Genomic DNA, 20,062 nt, shown 5'->3' on the forward strand with positions numbered 1-20,062 from the left:
CCAAAAGATGGCAATCACAGCAGCAATGGTTAAAGAACTGCGCGACTCGACCGGCGCAGGCATGATGGACGCGAAAAAAGCGCTGACCGAAACCGGCGGCAACATGGACGAAGCCGTTGACTGGCTGCGCACCAAGGGCCTGGCCAAAGCGGCCAAGAAATCGGGCCGTACCGCAGCAGAAGGTCTGGTTGCAGTTCACGTGAACGGTGGCAACGGTGTTGCTGTCGAAGTGAACTCGGAAACCGACTTTGTTGCGAAGAACGCTGAGTTCCAGGAAATGGTTGGCAAGATCACCTACGCTGCTGAAGGCGTCGACAATGTCGAAGCTCTGCTAACTGCTGATCTGGGTGGTAAATCCGTTGCAGACACCATCACCGACAAGATCGCCACCATCGGCGAAAACATGTCGGTACGCCGTATGTCCAAACTGTCGGGCGACACTGTTGTGTCCTACGTCCACAATGCGGCCACCAACGGCATGGGCAAAATCGGCGTTCTGGTTGCGCTGTCGGGCGGCGACGAAGCCATCGGCAAGCAGGTTGCGATGCACATCGCAGCTGTGAACCCCGCTGCTCTGTCTGAGGCCGACATGGATCCGGCCGTTGTCGAAAAAGAAAAGCAGGTTCAGATGGACATCGCCCGCGAATCCGGCAAGCCGGAGCAGGTAATCGAGAAGATGATCGAAGGCCGTATGAAGAAATTCGTCGCCGAATCGACCCTGCTGAACCAGTCGTTCGTTGTGAACCCTGACCTGACCGTTGAAGCAGCGGCCAAAGAAGCGGGCGCAACCATCACTGGCTTTATCCGTCTGGAAGTTGGCGAAGGCATCGTGGTCGAAAAAGAAGACTTCGCAGCCGAAGTTGCCAAGGCCGCTCAGGGCTAAGCACGCTATCGGGAAAGGCTCCACTTGGGGCCTTATCTCTGCAAAACGAAAGGGTTACGCTGTGCGTAGCCCTTTTTTGTTCGCGCAAATTAAGACGCGCTGAACGTGTGCTTTTTTGTCGTCTGAGGATGAAATGGAGGGCCCCGCTTGATGGGGATGGTCGGGGCCCCCCAAAATTCCGACACAGGTACGCGGACAAATAGGCGCCCCCTTGTCAGAGTGATCGGAGAGCTCTGAAATTGCAAAGATCCAATCGAATGTTCCCTGGCTAAAGCCACCACTCACGGAACACTCTCACTTTGCAACTTTTTCGCCAGATTTGAAAAGTAGTGATTTCCTTACCTAGGGTAAACTGACGCGGGATAGCGTCAAAATCTAGCGGTCAGGCTTCCATTATGAACATCTGGTTGTGTAGCGATGCCTTGAGAACGGCTTGTGCCGTTGTTTCGACCGACAATGCCTCGCGCGCGAGTTGGAGGTGCTTTTCAACCGTGGCAGAAGTCAGCCCCATCAGCAACGCGATGTCTTGTGTGGTTTTGCCGTCGCCAACCCATTGCAAAGCTTCTCGCTGCCGTTTCGTCAAAGCACGGTTTGGCGGGTTGAAGGGCAAAGTGAGAATTTTCAGATGCGCGACGTTGTTCATCAAAAGAATGTCCTCGCCATGCTCTTGCCAGACGGCGTCGATCTCTTCCTGGCTCATCCCGTTTTGAGCAGAAAGTGAGATTGCACCTTTGGACCGCATGGAGACAGAGTTGAAACTGACTGTATAGCCAGCCACAACACCCATGGACTTGTTGAACTCGAACACTTTGCGTTCTTCGTTCGTCAAAGTTCCGCTGGCGTTCATGTCCTGAATCATTTTCCAACTGGCAGCGCCTTCATTGTCCAATGCCCATTTCAACATGGGAGCATGAAAATAAAGGCCGCCCTTCAGGAACCCGTCTACATAAGCGCGCTTGTGATTGGTCAGAATAACAAAATCTTCGGGGTCGCCCAAAGACGTCGCCGTTCTGTAGACCGTATATCCATAGATCAGGCGATCGAACCCGAATTTGCCCATTTGACGACAATGCGCATCCCACAGGTCTTCCATGGTCTTGGTATAGCTGACGTACCGCAGGTATTCTTTGAGTGTCATGCCGCGCCACCTGCTTTCAATTGCGCAGCCAGTGCATCCAGAGCCAGAATGTAACCTTTCGCACCGAACCCGCAGATCTGACCCAGAGCAACCGGCGCGATATAGGATTTGTGCCGGAACGGTTCGCGGGCATGAATATTGGAAAGATGTACCTCAACCAATGGCAGTTCGACCGAGGCAATCGCGTCCATCAATGCAATCGATGTGTGTGTAAAGGCACCGGCGTTCAGAACAAGGCCTGATTGCACGCCACGCGCGGCATGGATTGCGTCAAGCAACACACCTTCGTGGTTGGATTGCAGATGCGTGACATCCAGCCCAACAGACGCGCCATGCTGCACGCATTGTTCTTCGATCATATGCAGAGTTGTGCTGCCGTAGACCTCAGGTTGACGCGTGCCAAGCAAATTGAGGTTTGGGCCGTTTAATACCAGTACTTTATGCATGTCTTCACAATCCCCATTAGTGGTTCATAGACATCTAACGGCCGAGTTGTCTACCTGGCTTCACACAACAAAGCTTCGCCTGCGGCTTTGGTGCAAGACTTGTACAAAAGCTGTATTTTCGGGTTTAGCTCATTCCATCGTTATGACCAGTTTTCCAAGCACAGATCGCTGTGACATCTGCTCAAGTGCCTCAGAGGCGCGTGCCAGGGGAAACCGGGCGCTAATCTGAGGTTTTATGTCTCCGGATGCATGAAGGGCAAAGAGATCTGCAATGTTCCGGGCATGGCCCTTGGGGTCGCGGAAAACGGACGCACCCCAAAAGACGCCCACGATCTGGCATCCTTTCAGCAAAGGCAGATTTAGGGGGATTTTGGGAATGCCTGCCGGAAATCCAACCACAAGATAGCGCCCGTTCCACGCCATGCAGCGCAAGGATGGTTCGGCCAGAGCACCACCAACCGCGTCATAAACGACATCCACCCCATTGGGTCCGGCGATTTTCTTAACCTCGGCAGAAAAAGCCTTTTGTGCGTCTTTGTCCAAATCATGCGGATAGATGATGACCTCATCTGCTCCAATCTGGCGGCAAAACGCGGCCTTTTCAGACGATGAAACGCCCGCGATCACTTTGGCACCCATAGCTTTGCCAAGTTCAATGGCAGCAGATCCAACACCACCGGCTGCGCCTAACACCAGTAGTGTTTCGCCGGTCTTTAGGTCAGCCCGGTCTTTAAGTGCGTGATAGGAGGTGCCATAGGTGAAAATGAAACAAGCAGCGTCTTCATACGGCATGCTCTCAGGAATTTTGATGGCGGTGTCCGCCCGGATCGTCGCGTGGGTCGCAAAGCCATCATGCCCCGTCAGGGCAAGAATGCGATCGCCGACCTCAAATCCAGGTACGTTTTCGCCCAATGCCAGCACTTCGCCTGCGATCTCACCACCGGGAGCAAAGGGTCGTGGCGGTTTAATCTGATACAGGTCCCGGATGATCAATGTATCGGGAAAGTTCACACCTGCAGCTTTAACAGCAACCAAAAGTTGGCCTTTTCCAGGTTGAGGGTCGGGCAGGGTGGTCAGCTCCAGTGTTTCGGGTCCGCCCGGTGCGACGCTGAGTAATGCTTGCATACGACCTCTGTTCTGCCTGTAACGTGTCTTTGGGAAGTTTTGGTGCCGCTTTAAAGTTTGTCAACGTGAACGACGGCCGCCTGCCGTAACGGTAACAGGTGGATCACGACAAGCTCTGACAGGCATCAACAATAGTGAGGAGCACCAGAATGACGCCAGACACCCTATTTTCGCTTGACGGCAAAACCGCACTTGTCACAGGTGGCGCAACAGGCATCGGGCGTATGGCGGCCGAGGCGCTCGTGCGAGCAGGCGCGCGCGTTTTGATCGCCTCGCGCAAAGGGGATGCCTGCGCCGAGGTTGCGGCTGAGCTGAACGCGTTGGATGCGCCGGGACACGCCGAGGGCTTTGCAGGCGACATAGGTAGCGAGGCAGGTATAGCCAACCTTGTATCAGACATTCAGAAGCGAACAGAAACACTTGATATTCTTATGAATAACTCGGGTGTGTCGTGGGGCGCGCCGCTGGGGCAGTTTCCTTATGACGCCTGGGACAAGGTGATGTCTGTCAATGTGACGGGGATATTCGAACTGACCCAAAGGCTTTTACCCTTGCTTATGAAATCGGGAACCGCCGACGATCCCGCCCGTGTTGTCAATGTTGGGTCTGTGATGGGTGAAGTGCCCATGGGGGACGGGACCTATAGCTATTCGGCGTCTAAAGCTGCGGTTCTGCATCTGACAAAGATCATGGCCAAAGAGCTTTCTCCGTACCACATCACCGTCAACGCACTGGCACCGGGGCCGTTTGTATCCCGGATGACAGCGTTTGCCACAGCGGATGAGACCACCCGGGACAAAGTTGGCAAATCCGTCCCGCTGGGCCGGGTCGGACGTGACGAAGACATTGCAGGGTGCATGCTGTTTCTGTGCGGCCGGGGCGGCAGCTATGTGACCGGAGCCGTAATTCCGGTTTCCGGCGGGATCAATGTGGTGACGGCTGGTAATATTTTTGCAGAAGCCTTGTGATCGGAAGATAAGCCATGAGCAATGACACCAATCTCGATCTGGCTGCCGTGGATACGTATCTCAGCGCGCATCTTTCAGGATACAAAGGACCGTTGGAGGCAACCAAATTCACGGTTGGGCAGTCCAACCCGACATTTGAGCTTCGAACGCCCGAAGCCGCCTATGTGCTGCGGCGAAAACCTCCGGGTGTGCTGCTGAAATCTGCCCATGCTGTTGACCGTGAATTCAGAGCGCAACGCGCGCTGTCAGGCAGTCAGGTTCCGGTGCCTGAAATGTTCCTGTTGTGCGAGGATGACACTGTAATCGGTTCAGCGTTTTACGTGATGGAACGTTTGCACGGCAGGGTCTTTCCCGAACCAACCCTGCAAGGCGAAAGCAATGAAACACGCACTGCTGTCTTGAATGAAATGAACCGGGTGCTTGCCGGTTTGCATATGGTCGACATTGATTCTGTCGGTCTGTCCGATTTTGGACCTGCTGGTAACTACTACGAGAGGCAGATATCGCGTTGGACCAAGCAATATCGCGCGTCCGAGACGTCGGTGATCGAAGACATGGATGCTTTGGCAACCGAGCTTGATCGCTCGGTTCCCGCGGATGATGGGCAGCGCACCTTGGTGCACGGGGATTATCGCATCGACAACCTGATGTTCGCGCCGGACGGCACGGATTGCATTGGAGTGTTGGATTGGGAATTGTCAACAATTGGCCATCCATATGCGGATCTGGCCGCTGTGATCATGCAATGGCAGCTGCCACCGGGGAAACAGGGGCGGGGTCTGGCGGGGATAGATCGCGCCAGCCTGGGACTGCCCAATGATCAGGATTTTGTCGACCAATATTGCAAGCGACGGGGTTTGCCGGGCATTGACAACTTCGGGTTCTACCTGGCTTTCAACTTCTTTCGAATGGCCGGCATTTTGCAGGGCGTCTACAAGCGCGCTTTGGACGGAAATGCCTCGGACCCGGAGCGGGCCAAAGCATATGGTGCCTATGTTCCATTGTTTGCGCGGCACGGGCTGGAGGCGCTGCGAAGCACATTCAATTGACTGTGTAAGCCTTGGAAATCAATCGCTTTGTGCTCTCTCTAACTCTACCTTTACGTTCGGCAGGCTGTTCTTGCCAAAAAACATCTCGGTCCCGACGAACACGGTAGGCACGCCAAAAACGCCGCGGCGAACACTGGCCTTGGTTTGATCTTTCAGGTCTTGCTTGACGTCAGGGCCGGTCATGGCTTCACGGATTTTGCGCACGGGCAATTCGTTTTCATGCAAGATGTCGACAAGCACCGCCATTTCGTCGACCTTTTGCCCATGCACCCAAATCGCATCAAAAATCGCGTTTATATAGTTGGTTTCCCAAGATTTACCTTTCGCAAAATGAGCTCCGCGCATTGCGAATTTGGTGTTCATGGGGAAATGCGGGCTCATGTGAAAACTCAACCCGCGTCGCCGCGCAAAGCGGTGAAGGTCATGGGTCAAATAGGCGGTTTTCTGACGGTTTTCCGAAAACGCTTGAAATGGGCTTTGATTGTGGGTCGCCTTGAAGACGATCGGCAGAAGTACAGGAACGTAATTTATCTCAACATCGTGCTGCGCGGCCAGATCCGGCAGCACTTTGTGGGCCAGAAAGGCATTTGGGCTGCAAAAGTCGTAAACGAAATCGATGCTTTGCGTCATGGTGATCCCTTCCATCCGTTTGGGGGCTCTGTTCGGATCATCACACTGCGAATCCGAGATAGCCGCAGTCTAACACTTCAATGCAGGGCAAGCTTGCGTCGTCTGAGGCGAAACCATGGGTAAATTAAATTTTCGCTGTTAACTCAGGCTTCAAACCGACACACTCAAAGAAGTTAATCGGATGAAAGAAGGTCTTATGCCTCTACAGCCAGTGATGTTTGATCAGTCGCGCCTGGATCGAATTCGGGTCTGGATGGACAGCTATGTCGAGCAAAGGAAGTACGCAGGATCCTCTTTTTTACTTCGTCAAAGCGGGTCCGAAGCATTCTTTCATGCAAGTGGTCTCAGGTCCGTAGAAAGCGATCTGCCATTTGAGCGCGATACGCTGGTGCGCATCTATTCGATGACAAAGCCGATTACATCCGTTGCCTTGATGATGTTGGTGGAACGCGGTCTGTTTCATTTGGACACCCCAGTGTCCGACTTCTTACCTGAATTCAAAGAGATGCGAGCGCTTGTTCCAGAAGCCAAATCCATAGATCACACAGAAGATGCGCCAACGCCAACTCTGCATCAGTTGCTGACGCACACCAGCGGTTTCAGCTATCCGTTCAACCCTGGAGTTCTGCCCGAAGCCATGGATGAGCAAGATCTCATGTTCAAACCAAATCAAGGACTTCTGGCAGATCGCGTGCAAGATTTGGCTGGTCTTCCACTGGCATTTCAACCAGGCACCCGCTGGGAATACTCGGTCGGCACCGATGTTCTGGGCCGGGTGATCGAGGTTGTCTCTGGCCAGACGCTAGCGCAGTTCTTTGAACAGCATATCTTTGAACCGTTGGGCATGCGCGAGACCGGTTTTTCGGTGTTATCTGGGGCAGGGGACCGATTTGCCTCGCTCTACACACCCCTTGCTGGGGACGCCATGGCGCTGAACTCAGCCAATCAAGGCGATGACAGCCTGCGACTAGTCGATAGTTGTGCCGGATCACCGTTCTTCGAAACCACGACCTTTTCAGGTGGTGGCGGGCTGATCTCGACGCTTGATGACTACGCTAAGTTCGCGGATATGCTGCGTAATCGCGGTATTGGTAACGGCCAGCGCCTGCTTGGGCCAAAGACCATCGAGTTCATGATGCGCAATCATTTGCCGGGGGACATCGCCTCGATGGGGCCAAAAAGTTTTGCAGAGCAACCAATGGAAGGGATGGGTTTTGGACTTGCAGGGTCGGTTGTATTGAATCCCGGACGTGTCCGGGTGCCCGGTTCGATTGGGGATTTCAGTTGGGGCGGCATGGCTTCGACCTATTTCTGGATCGATTGGCAGAACGACCTGACGGCAGTTTTCTTCACCCAGTTGTCGCCATCCAGCTCATACCCATCCCGTGCTGAACTTAAGGCACTGGTTCATGCGGCCATGATTGAATGATCTTAACCGGGCTGGTACCCAAGGCGCGATTACCTAACTTTACAGGCTTAAAATGACCGAAGCGGAACGTGTCTTACTTGATCTTCTGGATATTGAACGACTGGAAGTTGATTTGTTCCGAGGCACGGGTTCGGGTGGTGAAACGCCGACACGTATCTTTGGCGGACAAGTCATTGCACAGGCTTTGGCAGCCGCGTATCGGACAGTTGAAGACCGCTTGTGCCATTCTCTTCATGCCTATTTTATCCGACCGGGCGATCCTGAAATACCGGTTATTTATCAGGTTGATAGGGCGCGAGATGGAGGTTCTTTCACAACGCGTCGCGTGGTTGCCATTCAGCACGGCAAACAAATTCTGAACATGTCTGCCTCCTTCCATGTTCAGGACGAAGGTTGGGACCATCAGCATCCAATGCCATCTGTGAATGCACCCAAAACCTACCCGTCCCGCTCCGAGCTGCGGCAATCCTATGTTGACCGTGTGCCCGAGCGCTTGCGCGGTGAGTTACTGCGTGAACGCCCGATCGAGGTGCGCGATGTGGATCCTTTGGATCCGTTTACGCCAAAAGTTTCTGACGACCGGAACCAGACCTGGTTTCGGATGTCTGCAGCGGCTTCAGCCGATGCGAAAACGCAGCATCTTTTGCTGGCCTATGCCTCGGACATGAACCTCATGTCTTCAGGCTTGCGCCCCCATGGCCTGAGCTGGTTTAGCGGCGAATTCAATGGCGCGAGTCTTGACCACACGCTTTGGTTCCATGCACCTGTTCAGTTTCAGAATTGGCACCTCTATGTGATGGACTCACCTTGGACAGGGCAGGGACGTAGCTTTAATCGAGGCTCAATCTACTCTGAAGATGGGACTTTGGTTGCATCTGTCGCTCAGGAAGGGTTGATGCGCAAGGCTCATCCCAAACGCTAAGATTGGCTATTAAACTTCTGATGTAACTTAGACATTCCGGATAGCCACCTGTCGTAGTCCGCAGTTTTGAGCTGCATGTAATCCAGAACTTGTGGATGCGGCAGTACAAGAAACTGTTCGGCTTGTATGGCTTTGACGCAGGCTTCGGCAACGTCAGTCGGTTCCAGCATTCCGTCGATGGACGCCACCGAGACTTCATGTCCTTCGGTCATCTTCGAACGGACCGCCTGCGGGCACAAAACCGAGACTTTTAAGCCTTCTGATCCGTACGTCAGCGCAAGCCATTCGGCGAATCCAACCGTAGCGTGTTTACTAACAGCGTATGGAGCCGCGCCTGGTTGGTTTAACAAACCGGCAGCCGAGGCGGTCGTCAGTATATATCCGCCGCCGCGCGCAATCATACGGGGAACCAGATGTCGCGCTGTCCAAACATGCGACATCACATTAATTTTCCAAATGCGGTCCCAGTCTTCATCGGCAGTGTCGATTCCACCGAGCGTCAAAATTCCGGCATTTGCGCAGAACAAATCGATTGGGCCGACCGTGTCTTCGGTAAAATCGATCAACGCCTTGATTTGGTCCTCGCTGGAAACATCACAGGGAAACGCATGTCCATTTAACTGAGCTGCCAGAGATTGTGCACCGTCCTGGTTGATGTCCGAACACACAACACGCGCGCCTTCATGCGCAAACCGTTCAGCCAATCCACGACCAATGCCATGCGCGGCGCCTGTTACAACAACAGTTTTATCTATGAAGTTCATTTACGTTCCTGAACGCTAAAATGCGGTACAGAAACAGTGTACGTGTGCGTAACGTTAGACAAGCTACTTCTGCATTATTACCATAATACCAATTACACGATATTTTAACTTTACCTGAGGAACCGCAGCTGAGTGTTTCAACTAACTGGTTTTTAACGGTAAAAAACAGTGCACGTCGAAATCTCATACGACGTGCTTTGGATAACTTTAATCCGGAACACTTCAGTTCTGCCCCAACTTCAGCCGAGTGCGTATCCAGCGCCGCGTACCGTGCGAACGGGATCTTCTCCACCGTGTTGCGTCAAAGCTTTGCGCAAACGTCCAATGTGAACATCAACCGTTCTTGTGTCGACATAGATGTCGCGCCCCCAGACACGGTCCAGAAGTTGCTCACGGCTCCAGACCCTGCCCGGCTTTTCCATGAAGGTGCTGAGCAGCCGGAACTCGGTTGGACCAAGTTTCAGAGGCTTGCTGTCGCGGCTCACTTTATGGGTCTCAGAATCCAGAACGATATCGTCGAACTCCAGGCGAATGCCAACAGTGGCCGGACGAACCCGGCGAAGCTGGGTGCGAACGCGCGCCATCAGTTCGACGACAGAATAAGGTTTGACCACATAGTCATCCGCACCGGTTTCCAGACCACGCACCTTGTCGACTTCTTCAGTACGCGCCGACAGCATGATGATCGGAATTGAACGCGTCTCGGGCCGGCTTTTCAGGCGGCGGCAGACCTCGATTCCGCTGAGGTTCGGCATCATCCAGTCCAGAACGATGATATCCGGACAATCCTCATCCACCAGCAGCATGGCCTCGTCGCCGCTGGCGGCTTTCGAGACGCGAAACCCTTCTGCTTCGAGGTTGTAGGCCAGCACTTCGCGTTGCGCCAGCTCATCCTCAACCACCAGAACTGTCGGTTGATCTGCGGACATTTCGGTCGTCTCCTAGACGGTTTGCGACGTTGTGTCGGCCTTGGGCCGTGCCTCGGTTGGGCGTTCCCCGGTGACCAGATAGACCACCTGCTCGGCGATCGAGGTGACGTGATCGCCCATGCGCTCGATGTTTTTGGCGATGAAATGCAGGTGCATACAGGACGAAATGTTGCGCGGATCCTCGGCCATGTAGGTCAGGAATTCGCGAAACAGACCATTGTACATCTGGTCGACATCTTCATCGCGGTTAATGACATCGACCGCCAGTTCCGCATCGCGTTGAATATAGGCATCCAGCGCATCGCGCAGCATCCGTTCAACTTCGCGCGCCATACGACGAAGGGCTGCCGAACTGCCATTGATCTCGTTCGCATCTACCAAAACTGTGGTTCGCTTTGCGATGTTCTTGGCATAATCGCCGATCCGTTCGAGATTGCCCGATACTTTCAGAACGGACAACACCAGCCGCAAATCGCTGGCTGTGGGCGCACGCAATGCAATCAGGCGCGCGGTTTCCTCGTCGATGACGTCTTCCAGAGCATCAATGGCTTTGTCGCCCTGCCGCACTTCTTGCGCCAGTTCCACATCGCGAGTCTCTAGCGAGCGCGCGGCGCTCATGATGGCGGCTTCGACAAGGCCCCCCATCTTCATGATATGCGCCTGAATCGCTTCGAGATCGCGATCGAAAACGGATGCAATATGTTGTTCGCTCAAATCAGACATTTCTGAATACCTATGCTCAGCCGATACGGCCGGTGATGTAGCTTTCCGTGCGAGGATCTACAGGGTTGGTGAAGATCTGGCCGGTTTCGCCGAACTCGACCAGATTACCCAGATGGAAGAAGGCGGTTTTTTGACTGACCCGTGCGGCCTGCTGCATCGAGTGGGTCACGATCACCACCGAATAGCGCGAGCGCAGTTCGTCAATCAGTTCTTCAACTTGCGCAGTTGCAATTGGATCCAAAGCCGAGCAAGGCTCGTCCATCAGCAGAACTTCGGGTTCAGTCGCAACGGCGCGTGCGATGCATAGACGCTGTTGCTGACCGCCCGAAAGGCCGGTGCCAGGCGCATCAAGACGGTCCTTGACCTCATCCCAGATCGCGCCACGACGCAGGGATTTTTCAACGATTTCATCCAGTTCCGCCTTGTTCTTTGCAAGGCCGTGAATGCGCGGGCCATAAGCCACGTTGTCATAGATCGACTTGGGAAACGGGTTCGGCTTTTGGAACACCATGCCCACCTTGGCGCGCAACTGAACCGGGTCGACGCGTTTGTCATAGATGTCTTCGCCATCCAGCAGGATATCGCCTTCGACCCGGCAGATGTCGATGGTGTCGTTCATCCGGTTCAGACAGCGCAGAAACGTGGACTTGCCGCAGCCCGACGGGCCGATAAAGGCGGTCACGGTCTTGTCTTCAATCGCAACATCCACGTCTTTGATGGCGTGAGTGTCGCCGTAATAGACCTGAACCTTTTTGGCGTTGATCTTGATGTCTTTGGAGTCCACGGCTCTCTCCACTCGTGTCATGTCGTTCATTGTTGCCCCCTCTTACCAGCGGCGTTCAAAGCGGCGGCGCAGGATGATTGCGATGATATTCATGGTCAGCAGGAACATCAAAAGGATGATAATGCCGCCCCAGGCTTTCTCGTAAAACCCAACGTCGGCGCGCGCGGCCCACGTGTAGATCTGCGCTGGCATGGCCGAGTTCGGCTCGGTGAAGCCAGCGACGAAGCCATCGGGATAACCGCGCGCCACAAAGCCCACCATGCCGATCAGAAGCAACGGAGCGGTCTCGCCCAGGGCTTGCGCCAGACCAATGATGGTGCCGGTCAGAATACCCGGTGCGGCCAGCGGCAGAACGTGGTGGAACACGGCCTGCATTTTCGAGGCCCCTACCCCCAACGCTGCGTCACGGATCGACGGGGGAACCGCCTTCAGCGAAGCGCGGGTCGAGATGATGATTGTCGGCAACGTCATCAGGGTCAGCACCAGACCACCGACCAAGGGCGCCGATTGCGGTAAATGCATAAACTGGATGAACACGGCCAGACCCAGAATACCGAACACAATCGACGGAACGGCTGCGAGGTTAGAGATATTCACCTCAATCAGGTCCGTAAACCGGTTCTGCGGTGCGAATTCCTCAAGGTAAATTGAAGCCGCGACACCGATGGGCAATGACAGTGCCAAAACCACCAGCATCATGAAGAACGAACCAACAACCGAAGCGCCGATGCCCGCCCCTCCGGGGTTGTCCACGCCCGAGTTTGCACCTGTAATGAAGGGCCAGTTAAATGCCTGCTTGATGATACCTGCCTCTTTCAGGGCATCGACCAGATCCAGGTCGCTGAGCTGCAGGAAGCGGCTGTCTTGCAGGGTGTCACGCGAAACGCGACCCTTGAAGTATCCGTCAACCCGGCTTGAGGCGGCCAGATCGAACTGTACCGGTTCCCCCAGTTTGTCTGGGTTGTCCGCGTAAAAGGTGCGGATCGTGCCACCCACTTTACCCAAAAGACGCTCAATCGCGTCCTGATCGAAATCGACGGTTACACCGCTTTCGGTCAACTGATCGTTCAGCGCACCGATAAACAGGTCGGAATAGGCTTTGGTCTTGAACAGAGTGCCTTCCGCTTCGTCGCGTTGTGCCGGCGACAGAGTGAACTCGACGCTTACGACGGTACGCTGAAAGGCCGGGATGCCCTGCGACAGGATCGAAGCGAACAGAACGATCAGAAAGAAAAGCCCGGTCGCAATTGCAACGATGCCGTAGGCCCGGAAGCGTTTTTCTGCATTCGCTCGCTTTTTTGTCCGTGCGTCCGTGGCCATCAACGAAGTCGCGTGGCGGTTCGTGTTCGGGCTGTCCATGCTTGCGTCGGTCATTCGTACTGCTCCCGATACTTACGCACGATATAGAGGGCAAAAACGTTGAGCCCCAGCGTGAGGATGAAAAGGGTCATGCCAAGGGCAAAGGCGACTAGCGCCTCGGGCGAGGCGAAGTCCGCGTCACCGGTCAACTGGCTGACGATCTTGGCGGTGACGGTTGTCATCGCTTCAAAAGGATTGAGGCTGAGCCTTGCAGCGGCCCCTGCCCCCAAAACCACGATCATGGTTTCACCGATCGCTCGCGATGCCGCCAGCAGGATCGCACCCACGATCCCAGGCAATGCAGCTGGCAGAACAACCTGGCGAATGGTCTCGGATTGGGTCGCACCCAAACCGTAGGACCCGTCGCGCATCGCCTGAGGTACCGCGTTGATGATGTCGTCAGACAGAGACGAAACAAATGGGATCAGCATGATGCCCATGACAATACCGGCGGTCATTACGGCTGTACCTGCCTTCATCCAGCCCAAACCGTTATCGCCGAACACGTCCAGCAAAAGCGGGCCGACAGTTAGCAGGGCAAACAGACCGTAAACGATGGTCGGGATCCCGGCCAGAACCTCAAGCAGAGGCTTGGCGACAGAGCGCACGCGGGATGAGGCGTATTCGCTGAGGTAAATCGCGGCAAACAGTCCGATGGGCACAGCCACCAGCAGAGCCACCAACGAGATATAGAACGTGCCCCACAGCAGAGGGATGATCCCCAGATCCGATGCGCCGCCGCGGCCCGAAAAGCTGGGCGCCCAGGTTGTACCAAAGAAGAAGTCAGACGCGGGATAGAGTTTGAAGAACTCCCACGTGTTGAAGACCAGCGACAGAACAATTCCGATAGTCGTCAGAATTGCGATAGAAGCCGCAGCCAGAAGCAAAAAGCGGACCCCCTGCTCGACCACGTTGCGGGCACGGTAGTCGGAATGTGTCTGAAACCAGCTGATTGCGGCTCCAATCAGAGCCACCAGGATGACCGCCCCCGTCATGATCGCGTAGCCGGTGGAGTTCATGGCGCGGTAGCTTTGTGCAGCCCGCAGAACCGGTTGAGTGATCTCAGACGTCACCACCTGCCCGGCATCTTTCAGGCGCTGCGTCACGTCGGTTACGTCCGCGCGCGCGTTGCTGGCCTGATCTTCCGAGAGCACGCCGGCGGCCACAGCGTTGTTCAGCCCGTCCGCCGTGCGGCGTACTTCAGCCATAACCAGGCTCAGGGACGAGCCTTCTTTGACGGAAGTCTCTGGGATCATTTCGGAAACCTGAGACGACACGTACAGCGGCTGGGCCAGCAGCCAAATGATCAGCAGACCAAAGGCGGGTACAATCGCTTTAAGGGCTACATTTGCGCCGTAGTAAGTTGGCAGCGAGTGCAGGTTCCTGCTGTCTCCGCCGGCGCTTTGCAAGGCGCGTGCGCGTCCTGACACATAACCGACTGCGGCGATCGCAAGCACGATCAGAAAGAGCCATAGTATCGGCATGACACCCCCGTAAGGTCTTGGCTGGGAATTTCGGAAAACACAGTTGGGGGCGGCATAAGCTGCCGCCCCCGGGTCATTCAAGCCAAAGGCGGGATTAGCTGCCCGAACCCATGGTAACTTCGTTTGCGATGGCGTCCTGGGTCTTGGCCAGCTCAGGATCTGCAACCAGGCCATAGTTGGCCAGAGGGCCGGAACCGCCTGCGATTTCGTCAGCAGTAAAGAACTGTGCGTATTCTTTCAGGCCAGGGATCACGCCGATATGCGCTTTCTTGACGTAGAAGAACAGCGGACGCGACACAGGGTATTCACCCGAAGCGATGGTCTCGGTCGACGGTGCGATACCGCCCATGGTGGCCACTTTCAGCTTGTCGGTGTTGTTCTCATAGAACGCCAGACCAAACACGCCGATGCCGTTGGGGTTGGTGTCGATGCGCGCCAGAGTTTCTGTGTAGTCACCGTCGATGTCGACCGACTTACCGTCGGTGCGGACGTCCAGGCATGCGTCTTCGGCGTCATCTTCGCTCATGCCGCCTGCAACCATGGCCTCCATGGCGCCAGTGGCTTCGCAGCCTTCCAGCAGAACTTTGTCTTCGAACACTTCACGAGTGCCGTGCTTGGTGCCCGGGATGAACATTGCGATTTCAACGTCCGGCAGATCGGCGTTGAATTCGGCCCAGCTGTTGAAGCTGTTGTCGACCAGCGCGCCGTCTTTCATGACTTTCGAACCGATGGCGTTGTAAATGTCGGCAGGCTCGAACGCGGTAAAGGCAGGGCCGGATTGCTGGCTGGCAAATACGATGCCGTCATAACCGATGCGGACTTCCATGATGTCGGTCACGCCGTTTTCGGCACAGGCTTTGATTTCTTTTTCGCGGATTTTACGCGATGCGTTTGCAACGTCGATGGTGTTTTCGCCAACACCCTCACAGAAACGCTTCAGACCGGCCGAAGAGCCGCCGGATTCTACAACCGGGGTCGGGAAGTCGGTGTTTTCACCGAACAGTTCAGCAACAATCGAAGCATAAGGCAGAACGGTCGACGAACCGGCAACCTGTACGTTGTCACGGGCAGCAGCAGTGGTTGCCGAGACGGCAGCAATCGCCAGCGCAGAAGCCGACAGTTTGACAAAGGACATTTCAGTCTCCCTGAAAAGGTATGTTTGATCACCCCCATGATGATCCTGCGCGAACCCCTAGGCCGCGTGCGTAAGCCTTTTGTGACAAGTGTGTAACGGTTTTATGACAACCAGCGTTTTGTAACGCTTTACTTGTCGTAAAGTGACCCGGCTTTGTAAACGTAAGCTGCGCGAGGTTCAGCCCGACGAGGGGCTAACGTGGCAAAATCACCGTAAAAACAGAGCCTTTACCCAGCTCGCTTTCAACACGCAGCCGGCCCCGGTGCCGGTTGACGATATGTTTGACGATGGCAAGCCCAAGTCCGGTTCCGCCCAATTGTCGGGATCTGTGGCTGTCTGCGCGATAGAATCGCTCGGTCAATCGTGGAAGGTGAATCGGATCAATACCGGGGCCCCGGTCAATGACTTGTACGCGCACTGACGGGCCCCGCATCGCTGTGTCCCGGTCCATAGACAAAACGCGAACCAAAACATTTCCGCCGCTGCCGCCATATTTTATGCCGTTCTCGATCAGGTTGGTGAAAACCTGACGCAGCTGGTCACTGTCGCCGGTCACTGAGACCGGACCGTCCTGAGCCTCAAGCGTCAGGTCTATGCCTGCATCCTCGGCAAGCGGGCGAACAGAATTCAGAATGGATTGTAGCAACCCGGTAAGTTCCAGTTGCTCACTGGGTCGCACGCGTTCTTCGCTTTCGACGCGGTTGAGCGACAACAAATCACCGACCAAACGGTTCATCCGGTTGGCTTCATCTGTCATGATCTGGAGAAACCTGTCACGTGCGCCGGGATCATCACGCGCCGGTCCGCGCAGGGTTTCGATAAATCCCATCAACGCAGTCAGTGGAGTACGCAGCTCGTGGCTGACATTGGCCACGAAATCCCGACGCATTTGACTGGCATGTTCCAGATGGGTGATGTCCTGAAACGTGGCCAGTATGGCACCGCCGGACACAGCACCAATCCCGTTCATATAGCGGCACTCAACTTCGAATGTCGTGTCCTGCGCGCCGTCATTGGACAGGTGACGCGTCTTTTTCATGCTTTTGGACTGAAGGCTTTGTTCGATGGCTTCCAATACCTGAGGTTGCCGCAGGATCGTGGCGAAATGCCGACCGACTATATTCAGGCCAAGCAGGGTCGTTGCATCGGTATTGGCGGCTATTATCCGTTCTGTCTGATCCACTATCAGCGCAGGCATCGGAATAGCTCGGACAAATTCGTCTAACAGGTCGGTGGACATAACTTACATCTCAATTGGCCCGGACGCCTTACGAGACGGGTTTTAAAGTTTTGCGAAACTTGCGCATGTTTTCCTGATAATGCAGCGCGCTGAGCGTGATGCGTTGCGCCGCCGCCTCGTCCAATTGACGCACGACTTTGCCCGGCGCACCCATGACCAGCGAATTATCTGGAATTTCCTTGCCCTCGGTGATCAGGGCCCCTGCGCCAATCAGGCAATTCCGCCCGATCTTGGCACCGTTCAGAACAATTGCGCCCATGCCGATCAAAGAGTTGTCGCCAATGGTGCACCCATGCAGCATTACCTTGTGCCCGATCGTGCAATTTGCACCGATGGTCAAAGGAAAGCCCGCATCGATATGCATGACGCAGTTTTCCTGAACATTGCTGCCTGTGCCGACACGGATTTCCTCGTGATCGGCGCGGATCGTGCAGCCAAACCAAACCGAGGCACCCTGCTCTAAAACCACTTTGCCGATCAGGTTGGCATCAGGTGCGACCCATGTGTCCTCGTAAATCTCGGGCGTATGATCCCCCAGCGCGTAAATGGTCATGAAAGGCCCTCGAACTCGTTTTGCAGTTTGCGCACATGCTGTTGCAGCTTTGGTTGCTGAATGCGGCGCATTCGCTCGGCGCTGACAATGGTCTTCAGCTTTTCTTCGGTTGCCTCAAGATCGTCATTGATCAGGACATAGTCGTAATAGCCCCAGTGGCTGATCTCATCCCAGCTTTTGAGCATCCGCTTGCCAATGACGTCATCGCTGTCCTGACCACGTGTCTCAAGACGGCGGCGCAGTTCGGGGATCGACGGTGGCAGAATAAAGATCGACAGGGCGTGTTTACCGAGATCGGAATTTCTGATCTGCACCTCACCTTGCCAATCAACATCAAACAGAACGTCCTTGCCAGTGTTGATCGAATTGCGCACGGGTTCCGCCGGTGAACCGTAGAAGTTTCCGAAAACATGGGCGTGCTCCAGCATCTGCCCTTCGGCAACCTGCTGCTTGAACTCGTCCTCTGACAGAAAGAAATACTCGCGCCCATGTTCTTCACCGGGGCGCGGTGCGCGGGTCGTGGCCGAGATCGAAAATTCCAGATCCGTATCCCAGGCCATCAACCGTTTGGCCAATGTGGATTTGCCCGCCCCGGACGGAGATGACAGGATGATTAAAAGGCCGCGGCGATCCGCCATGTCAGTTGTTCCCATACTCATTCTACGTTCTGCACTTGCTCGCGCATTTGATCTATTACCGCCTTAAGCTCAAGCCCAACCGCCGTCAGGTCCGAGCTTTGGGCCTTTGAACACAGCGTGTTGGCCTCACGGTTGAACTCCTGCATCAGAAAATCCAGTTTGCGGCCCACGGCACCGTTCTGCCCCAACAGATCGCGCGCGGCTGTAACATGTGCCGCCAACCTGTCGATCTCTTCCGTGATATCGGCTTTGACGGCGATCATAGCGAGTTCTTGTGCTACGCGCTCGGGATCCGCACCCTGAGAATTGTCCAGAACCCGTGCCAGGTTTTCCCGTAGGGCTTCTGCCATCTTGTCCTTGCGCTTTTCCGCCAGTTCAGCTGCCTTCGCGGTCAAAGTGGCGACCTGATCCAGTTGCGTGTTCAGGACAGTGGTCAAGGCGTCGCCTTCAGCCCTGCGCATGTCGAGGAAGGCGCTTACGAGGGTGTCAAATTCAGCAGTAAGATGCGCAACCAATGGGCCTGGATCATCTGCGTCCGAACCTGCATCCAGCATCCCCTTTAAGGCCAACAGGTCTGATGCCCGCGTTGGTGCCAAAGAAATTCCGCGCGACGACGCCATCTGCTCTGTCTGCTCAAGCGCGGTCAGCGCCGCGTTCATGGTGGTTTCATTCAGGACTAGGTCCGGGGCCGAGTCTTCGCGGCTTAAGCGCATCGACAGAGTAACATTTCCGCGGCTGAGGGATTTGGACAGTTTTGACCGCAGCGCGGCTTCTAAACCTGTCAACCAATCCGGCACGCGCAGGCGCATATCAAGGCCCTTGCCGTTAACGCTGCGCAGTTCCCACGTCCAGCTATGTGGCCCGTGCTGCCCCTTTCCCGAGGCAAACCCGGTCATGGATCTGATCATTCCTGCCCTTTCTTGCGGTTCTGCAACCTCAAACATCTGCTGCACCTAATGCTATAGGCCGGTGCAGAGCAAGTATTTGCTGACGTGGCAATTGTTTGGTGCGGGTTAACCATTCGTTAAAGAATTGCTCCAAAATTGAATCAACCCGAGTCAAACTACCCAAAGCAATGGGTTGCAGGCCGCGGATGCTCTCGATGTGTTGCATTTTAGGAAAATGGCGGCCTTTTGGCGTAAGGGTAAGAAGATGAAAACCTTTTTCGGGATTGGTTCCGGGTCAGAATTTGGAAAGATCGTCGCAATGGATCGCTTTGACAATGGGCGCAGCCTTTCGCCGATCCGCCAGGCCGAGGCGTATTGGACCGCGTTGCTGAGCGGTGACAGCGTTCCCATGCGCTCTCAGATCGATCCGCGCGGTTTGGAAAACATCCTGGAATACACGTTTATACTAGAGCGTATCGCGCCCGGTCTTGCCCGGATTCGTCTGGCCGGAAGCCATTTAAACGCGCTTGCCGGTATGGAAGTGCGGGGCATGCCCTTGACCGCGTTCTTCCAGCCCGACGATCGCGCGGGGGTCAAGGATGTGCTTGAGCAAGTGTTTGCTGCGCCCGCTGCTGCAGAGTTGGGGCTGATCTCGGGCGGAATAATGGGTCGCGCACGGATGCAGGCTCGAATGATTTTGCTGCCGTTGAAAAGTGATCTTGGCGATGTCAGCCGCGTTTTGGGTGTGATGGTCGCTGACGGAACCGTTGGTAAAACACCTCGACGGTTCTCAATCTCGGACACGCGGGTCAAGCCCGTTGCTGATATACAGGCACCAAGCCCTGCAACACCACAACCTGTTCAGGGGTTCGCGGAAGACGAAGGCGAATTCAAACGCCCTGCCAGTCACTTGCGATTGGTCGTGTCTCGCGACGACTAACGTTTCACAAAACAAAAAGCAGCGGACCAATGGCCC

Annotated in this window: 21 protein-coding genes; 6 read left to right on the plus strand and 15 right to left on the minus strand. The window is 55.1% G+C overall.

The features are described 5' to 3' along the window. Nucleotides 1–7: 7 nt before the first annotated feature. Nucleotides 8–883, plus strand: coding sequence for a translation elongation factor Ts (tsf, locus tag ACXADZ_RS08520; protein WP_475194970.1), 876 nt, complete (start codon nucleotides 8–10; stop codon nucleotides 881–883). A 382-nt stretch (nucleotides 884–1,265) separates the two neighbouring features. On the opposite strand, the gene ACXADZ_RS08525 is transcribed toward tsf, so the two are convergent. The 3 genes from ACXADZ_RS08525 to ACXADZ_RS08535 all read right to left on the minus strand — a co-directional run bounded on the left by ACXADZ_RS08525 (nucleotide 1,266) and on the right by ACXADZ_RS08535 (nucleotide 3,592). After that, nucleotides 1,266–2,021 carry a LuxR family transcriptional regulator gene (locus ACXADZ_RS08525; RefSeq protein ID WP_475194973.1) on the minus strand — a complete coding sequence of 252 codons (756 nt, stop codon included), beginning with the start codon at nucleotides 2,019–2,021 and terminating at the stop codon, nucleotides 1,266–1,268. After that, nucleotides 2,018–2,467 carry a type II 3-dehydroquinate dehydratase gene (gene aroQ, locus ACXADZ_RS08530; protein WP_475194976.1) on the minus strand — a complete coding sequence of 150 codons (450 nt, stop codon included), beginning with the start codon at nucleotides 2,465–2,467 and terminating at the stop codon, nucleotides 2,018–2,020. Before aroQ ends, ACXADZ_RS08525 begins: the two co-directional genes overlap by 4 nt. 129 nt (nucleotides 2,468–2,596) lie before the next feature. Beyond that, nucleotides 2,597–3,592, minus strand: coding sequence for an NADPH:quinone oxidoreductase family protein (locus tag ACXADZ_RS08535; protein WP_475194978.1), 996 nt, complete (start codon nucleotides 3,590–3,592; stop codon nucleotides 2,597–2,599). A 149-nt stretch (nucleotides 3,593–3,741) separates the two neighbouring features. Here ACXADZ_RS08535 and ACXADZ_RS08540 point away from each other — a divergent pair, with 149 nt between their 5' ends. Further along, nucleotides 3,742–4,560, plus strand: a complete 819-nt coding sequence (locus ACXADZ_RS08540; RefSeq protein WP_475194981.1) for an SDR family oxidoreductase — start codon at nucleotides 3,742–3,744, stop codon at nucleotides 4,558–4,560. A gap of 14 nt (nucleotides 4,561–4,574) precedes the next feature. Beyond that, nucleotides 4,575–5,609 carry a phosphotransferase gene (locus ACXADZ_RS08545; protein ID WP_475194984.1) on the plus strand — a complete coding sequence of 345 codons (1,035 nt, stop codon included), beginning with the start codon at nucleotides 4,575–4,577 and terminating at the stop codon, nucleotides 5,607–5,609. An 18-nt stretch (nucleotides 5,610–5,627) separates the two neighbouring features. On the opposite strand, the gene ACXADZ_RS08550 is transcribed toward ACXADZ_RS08545, so the two are convergent. Continuing rightward, nucleotides 5,628–6,239, minus strand: a complete 612-nt coding sequence (locus ACXADZ_RS08550; RefSeq protein WP_475194990.1) for a DsbA family protein — start codon at nucleotides 6,237–6,239, stop codon at nucleotides 5,628–5,630. Between the two features lie 196 nt (nucleotides 6,240–6,435). On the opposite strand from ACXADZ_RS08550, the gene ACXADZ_RS08555 reads away from it, so the two are divergent. Next, nucleotides 6,436–7,668, plus strand: coding sequence for a serine hydrolase domain-containing protein (locus ACXADZ_RS08555; protein ID WP_475194993.1), 1,233 nt, complete (start codon nucleotides 6,436–6,438; stop codon nucleotides 7,666–7,668). A gap of 52 nt (nucleotides 7,669–7,720) precedes the next feature. Next, the gene (locus ACXADZ_RS08560) at nucleotides 7,721–8,590 is read left to right on the plus strand and encodes an acyl-CoA thioesterase (protein WP_475194996.1); all 870 of its coding nucleotides are present in this window, start codon (nucleotides 7,721–7,723) and stop codon (nucleotides 8,588–8,590) included. Here the strand turns inward: ACXADZ_RS08560 and ACXADZ_RS08565 are convergent. The 11 genes from ACXADZ_RS08565 to ACXADZ_RS08615 all read right to left on the minus strand — a co-directional run bounded on the left by ACXADZ_RS08565 (nucleotide 8,587) and on the right by ACXADZ_RS08615 (nucleotide 19,107). After that, nucleotides 8,587–9,354: an SDR family oxidoreductase gene (locus tag ACXADZ_RS08565; protein WP_475194999.1), complete on the minus strand. Its 768-nt coding sequence runs from the start codon at nucleotides 9,352–9,354 to the stop codon at nucleotides 8,587–8,589. The two genes, ACXADZ_RS08560 and ACXADZ_RS08565, sit on opposite strands and share 4 nt — an antisense overlap. Before the next feature lie 239 nt (nucleotides 9,355–9,593). Then, nucleotides 9,594–10,283, minus strand: a complete 690-nt coding sequence (gene phoB / locus ACXADZ_RS08570) for a phosphate regulon transcriptional regulator PhoB (protein WP_171090046.1) — start codon at nucleotides 10,281–10,283, stop codon at nucleotides 9,594–9,596. Between the two features lie 12 nt (nucleotides 10,284–10,295). Next, entirely contained in the window at nucleotides 10,296–10,997 is a 702-nt protein-coding gene (gene phoU / locus ACXADZ_RS08575; protein WP_475198531.1) for a phosphate signaling complex protein PhoU, read from the minus strand. A 25-nt stretch (nucleotides 10,998–11,022) separates the two neighbouring features. Then, on the minus strand, nucleotides 11,023–11,820 hold the full coding sequence (gene pstB / locus ACXADZ_RS08580; protein WP_171090042.1) for a phosphate ABC transporter ATP-binding protein PstB: 798 nt from the start codon (nucleotides 11,818–11,820) through the stop codon (nucleotides 11,023–11,025). A gap of 12 nt (nucleotides 11,821–11,832) precedes the next feature. Further along, nucleotides 11,833–13,164, minus strand: coding sequence for a phosphate ABC transporter permease PstA (gene pstA / locus ACXADZ_RS08585; RefSeq protein WP_475195007.1), 1,332 nt, complete (start codon nucleotides 13,162–13,164; stop codon nucleotides 11,833–11,835). Further along, a complete protein-coding gene (gene pstC, locus ACXADZ_RS08590; RefSeq protein ID WP_171090038.1) occupies nucleotides 13,161–14,633 on the minus strand; it encodes a phosphate ABC transporter permease subunit PstC in 1,473 nt (490 codons plus the stop codon). Before pstC ends, pstA begins: the two co-directional genes overlap by 4 nt. Nucleotides 14,634–14,727: 94 nt before the next feature. After that, the gene (locus tag ACXADZ_RS08595) at nucleotides 14,728–15,768 is read right to left on the minus strand and encodes a substrate-binding domain-containing protein (RefSeq protein WP_171090036.1); all 1,041 of its coding nucleotides are present in this window, start codon (nucleotides 15,766–15,768) and stop codon (nucleotides 14,728–14,730) included. Nucleotides 15,769–15,961: 193 nt separating this feature from the next. Continuing rightward, nucleotides 15,962–17,008: an ATP-binding protein gene (locus ACXADZ_RS08600; RefSeq protein WP_475195012.1), complete on the minus strand. Its 1,047-nt coding sequence runs from the start codon at nucleotides 17,006–17,008 to the stop codon at nucleotides 15,962–15,964. Nucleotides 17,009–17,036: 28 nt separating this feature from the next. Continuing rightward, on the minus strand, nucleotides 17,037–17,561 hold the full coding sequence (locus ACXADZ_RS08605) for a gamma carbonic anhydrase family protein (protein ID WP_475195017.1): 525 nt from the start codon (nucleotides 17,559–17,561) through the stop codon (nucleotides 17,037–17,039). Then, nucleotides 17,558–18,199, minus strand: coding sequence for a guanylate kinase (gene gmk, locus ACXADZ_RS08610; protein WP_171090030.1), 642 nt, complete (start codon nucleotides 18,197–18,199; stop codon nucleotides 17,558–17,560). Before gmk ends, ACXADZ_RS08605 begins: the two co-directional genes overlap by 4 nt. A 17-nt stretch (nucleotides 18,200–18,216) precedes the next feature. Further along, nucleotides 18,217–19,107 carry a YicC/YloC family endoribonuclease gene (locus ACXADZ_RS08615; RefSeq protein ID WP_475195026.1) on the minus strand — a complete coding sequence of 297 codons (891 nt, stop codon included), beginning with the start codon at nucleotides 19,105–19,107 and terminating at the stop codon, nucleotides 18,217–18,219. A 244-nt stretch (nucleotides 19,108–19,351) separates the two neighbouring features. Between ACXADZ_RS08615 and ACXADZ_RS08620 the strand changes: the two genes are divergently transcribed. Next, a complete protein-coding gene (locus ACXADZ_RS08620) occupies nucleotides 19,352–20,026 on the plus strand; it encodes a PAS domain-containing protein (RefSeq protein WP_475195032.1) in 675 nt (224 codons plus the stop codon). The last annotated feature ends 36 nt before the right edge of the window (nucleotides 20,027–20,062 follow it).

This window comes from Ruegeria sp. ABM4_193, assembly GCF_056158705.1.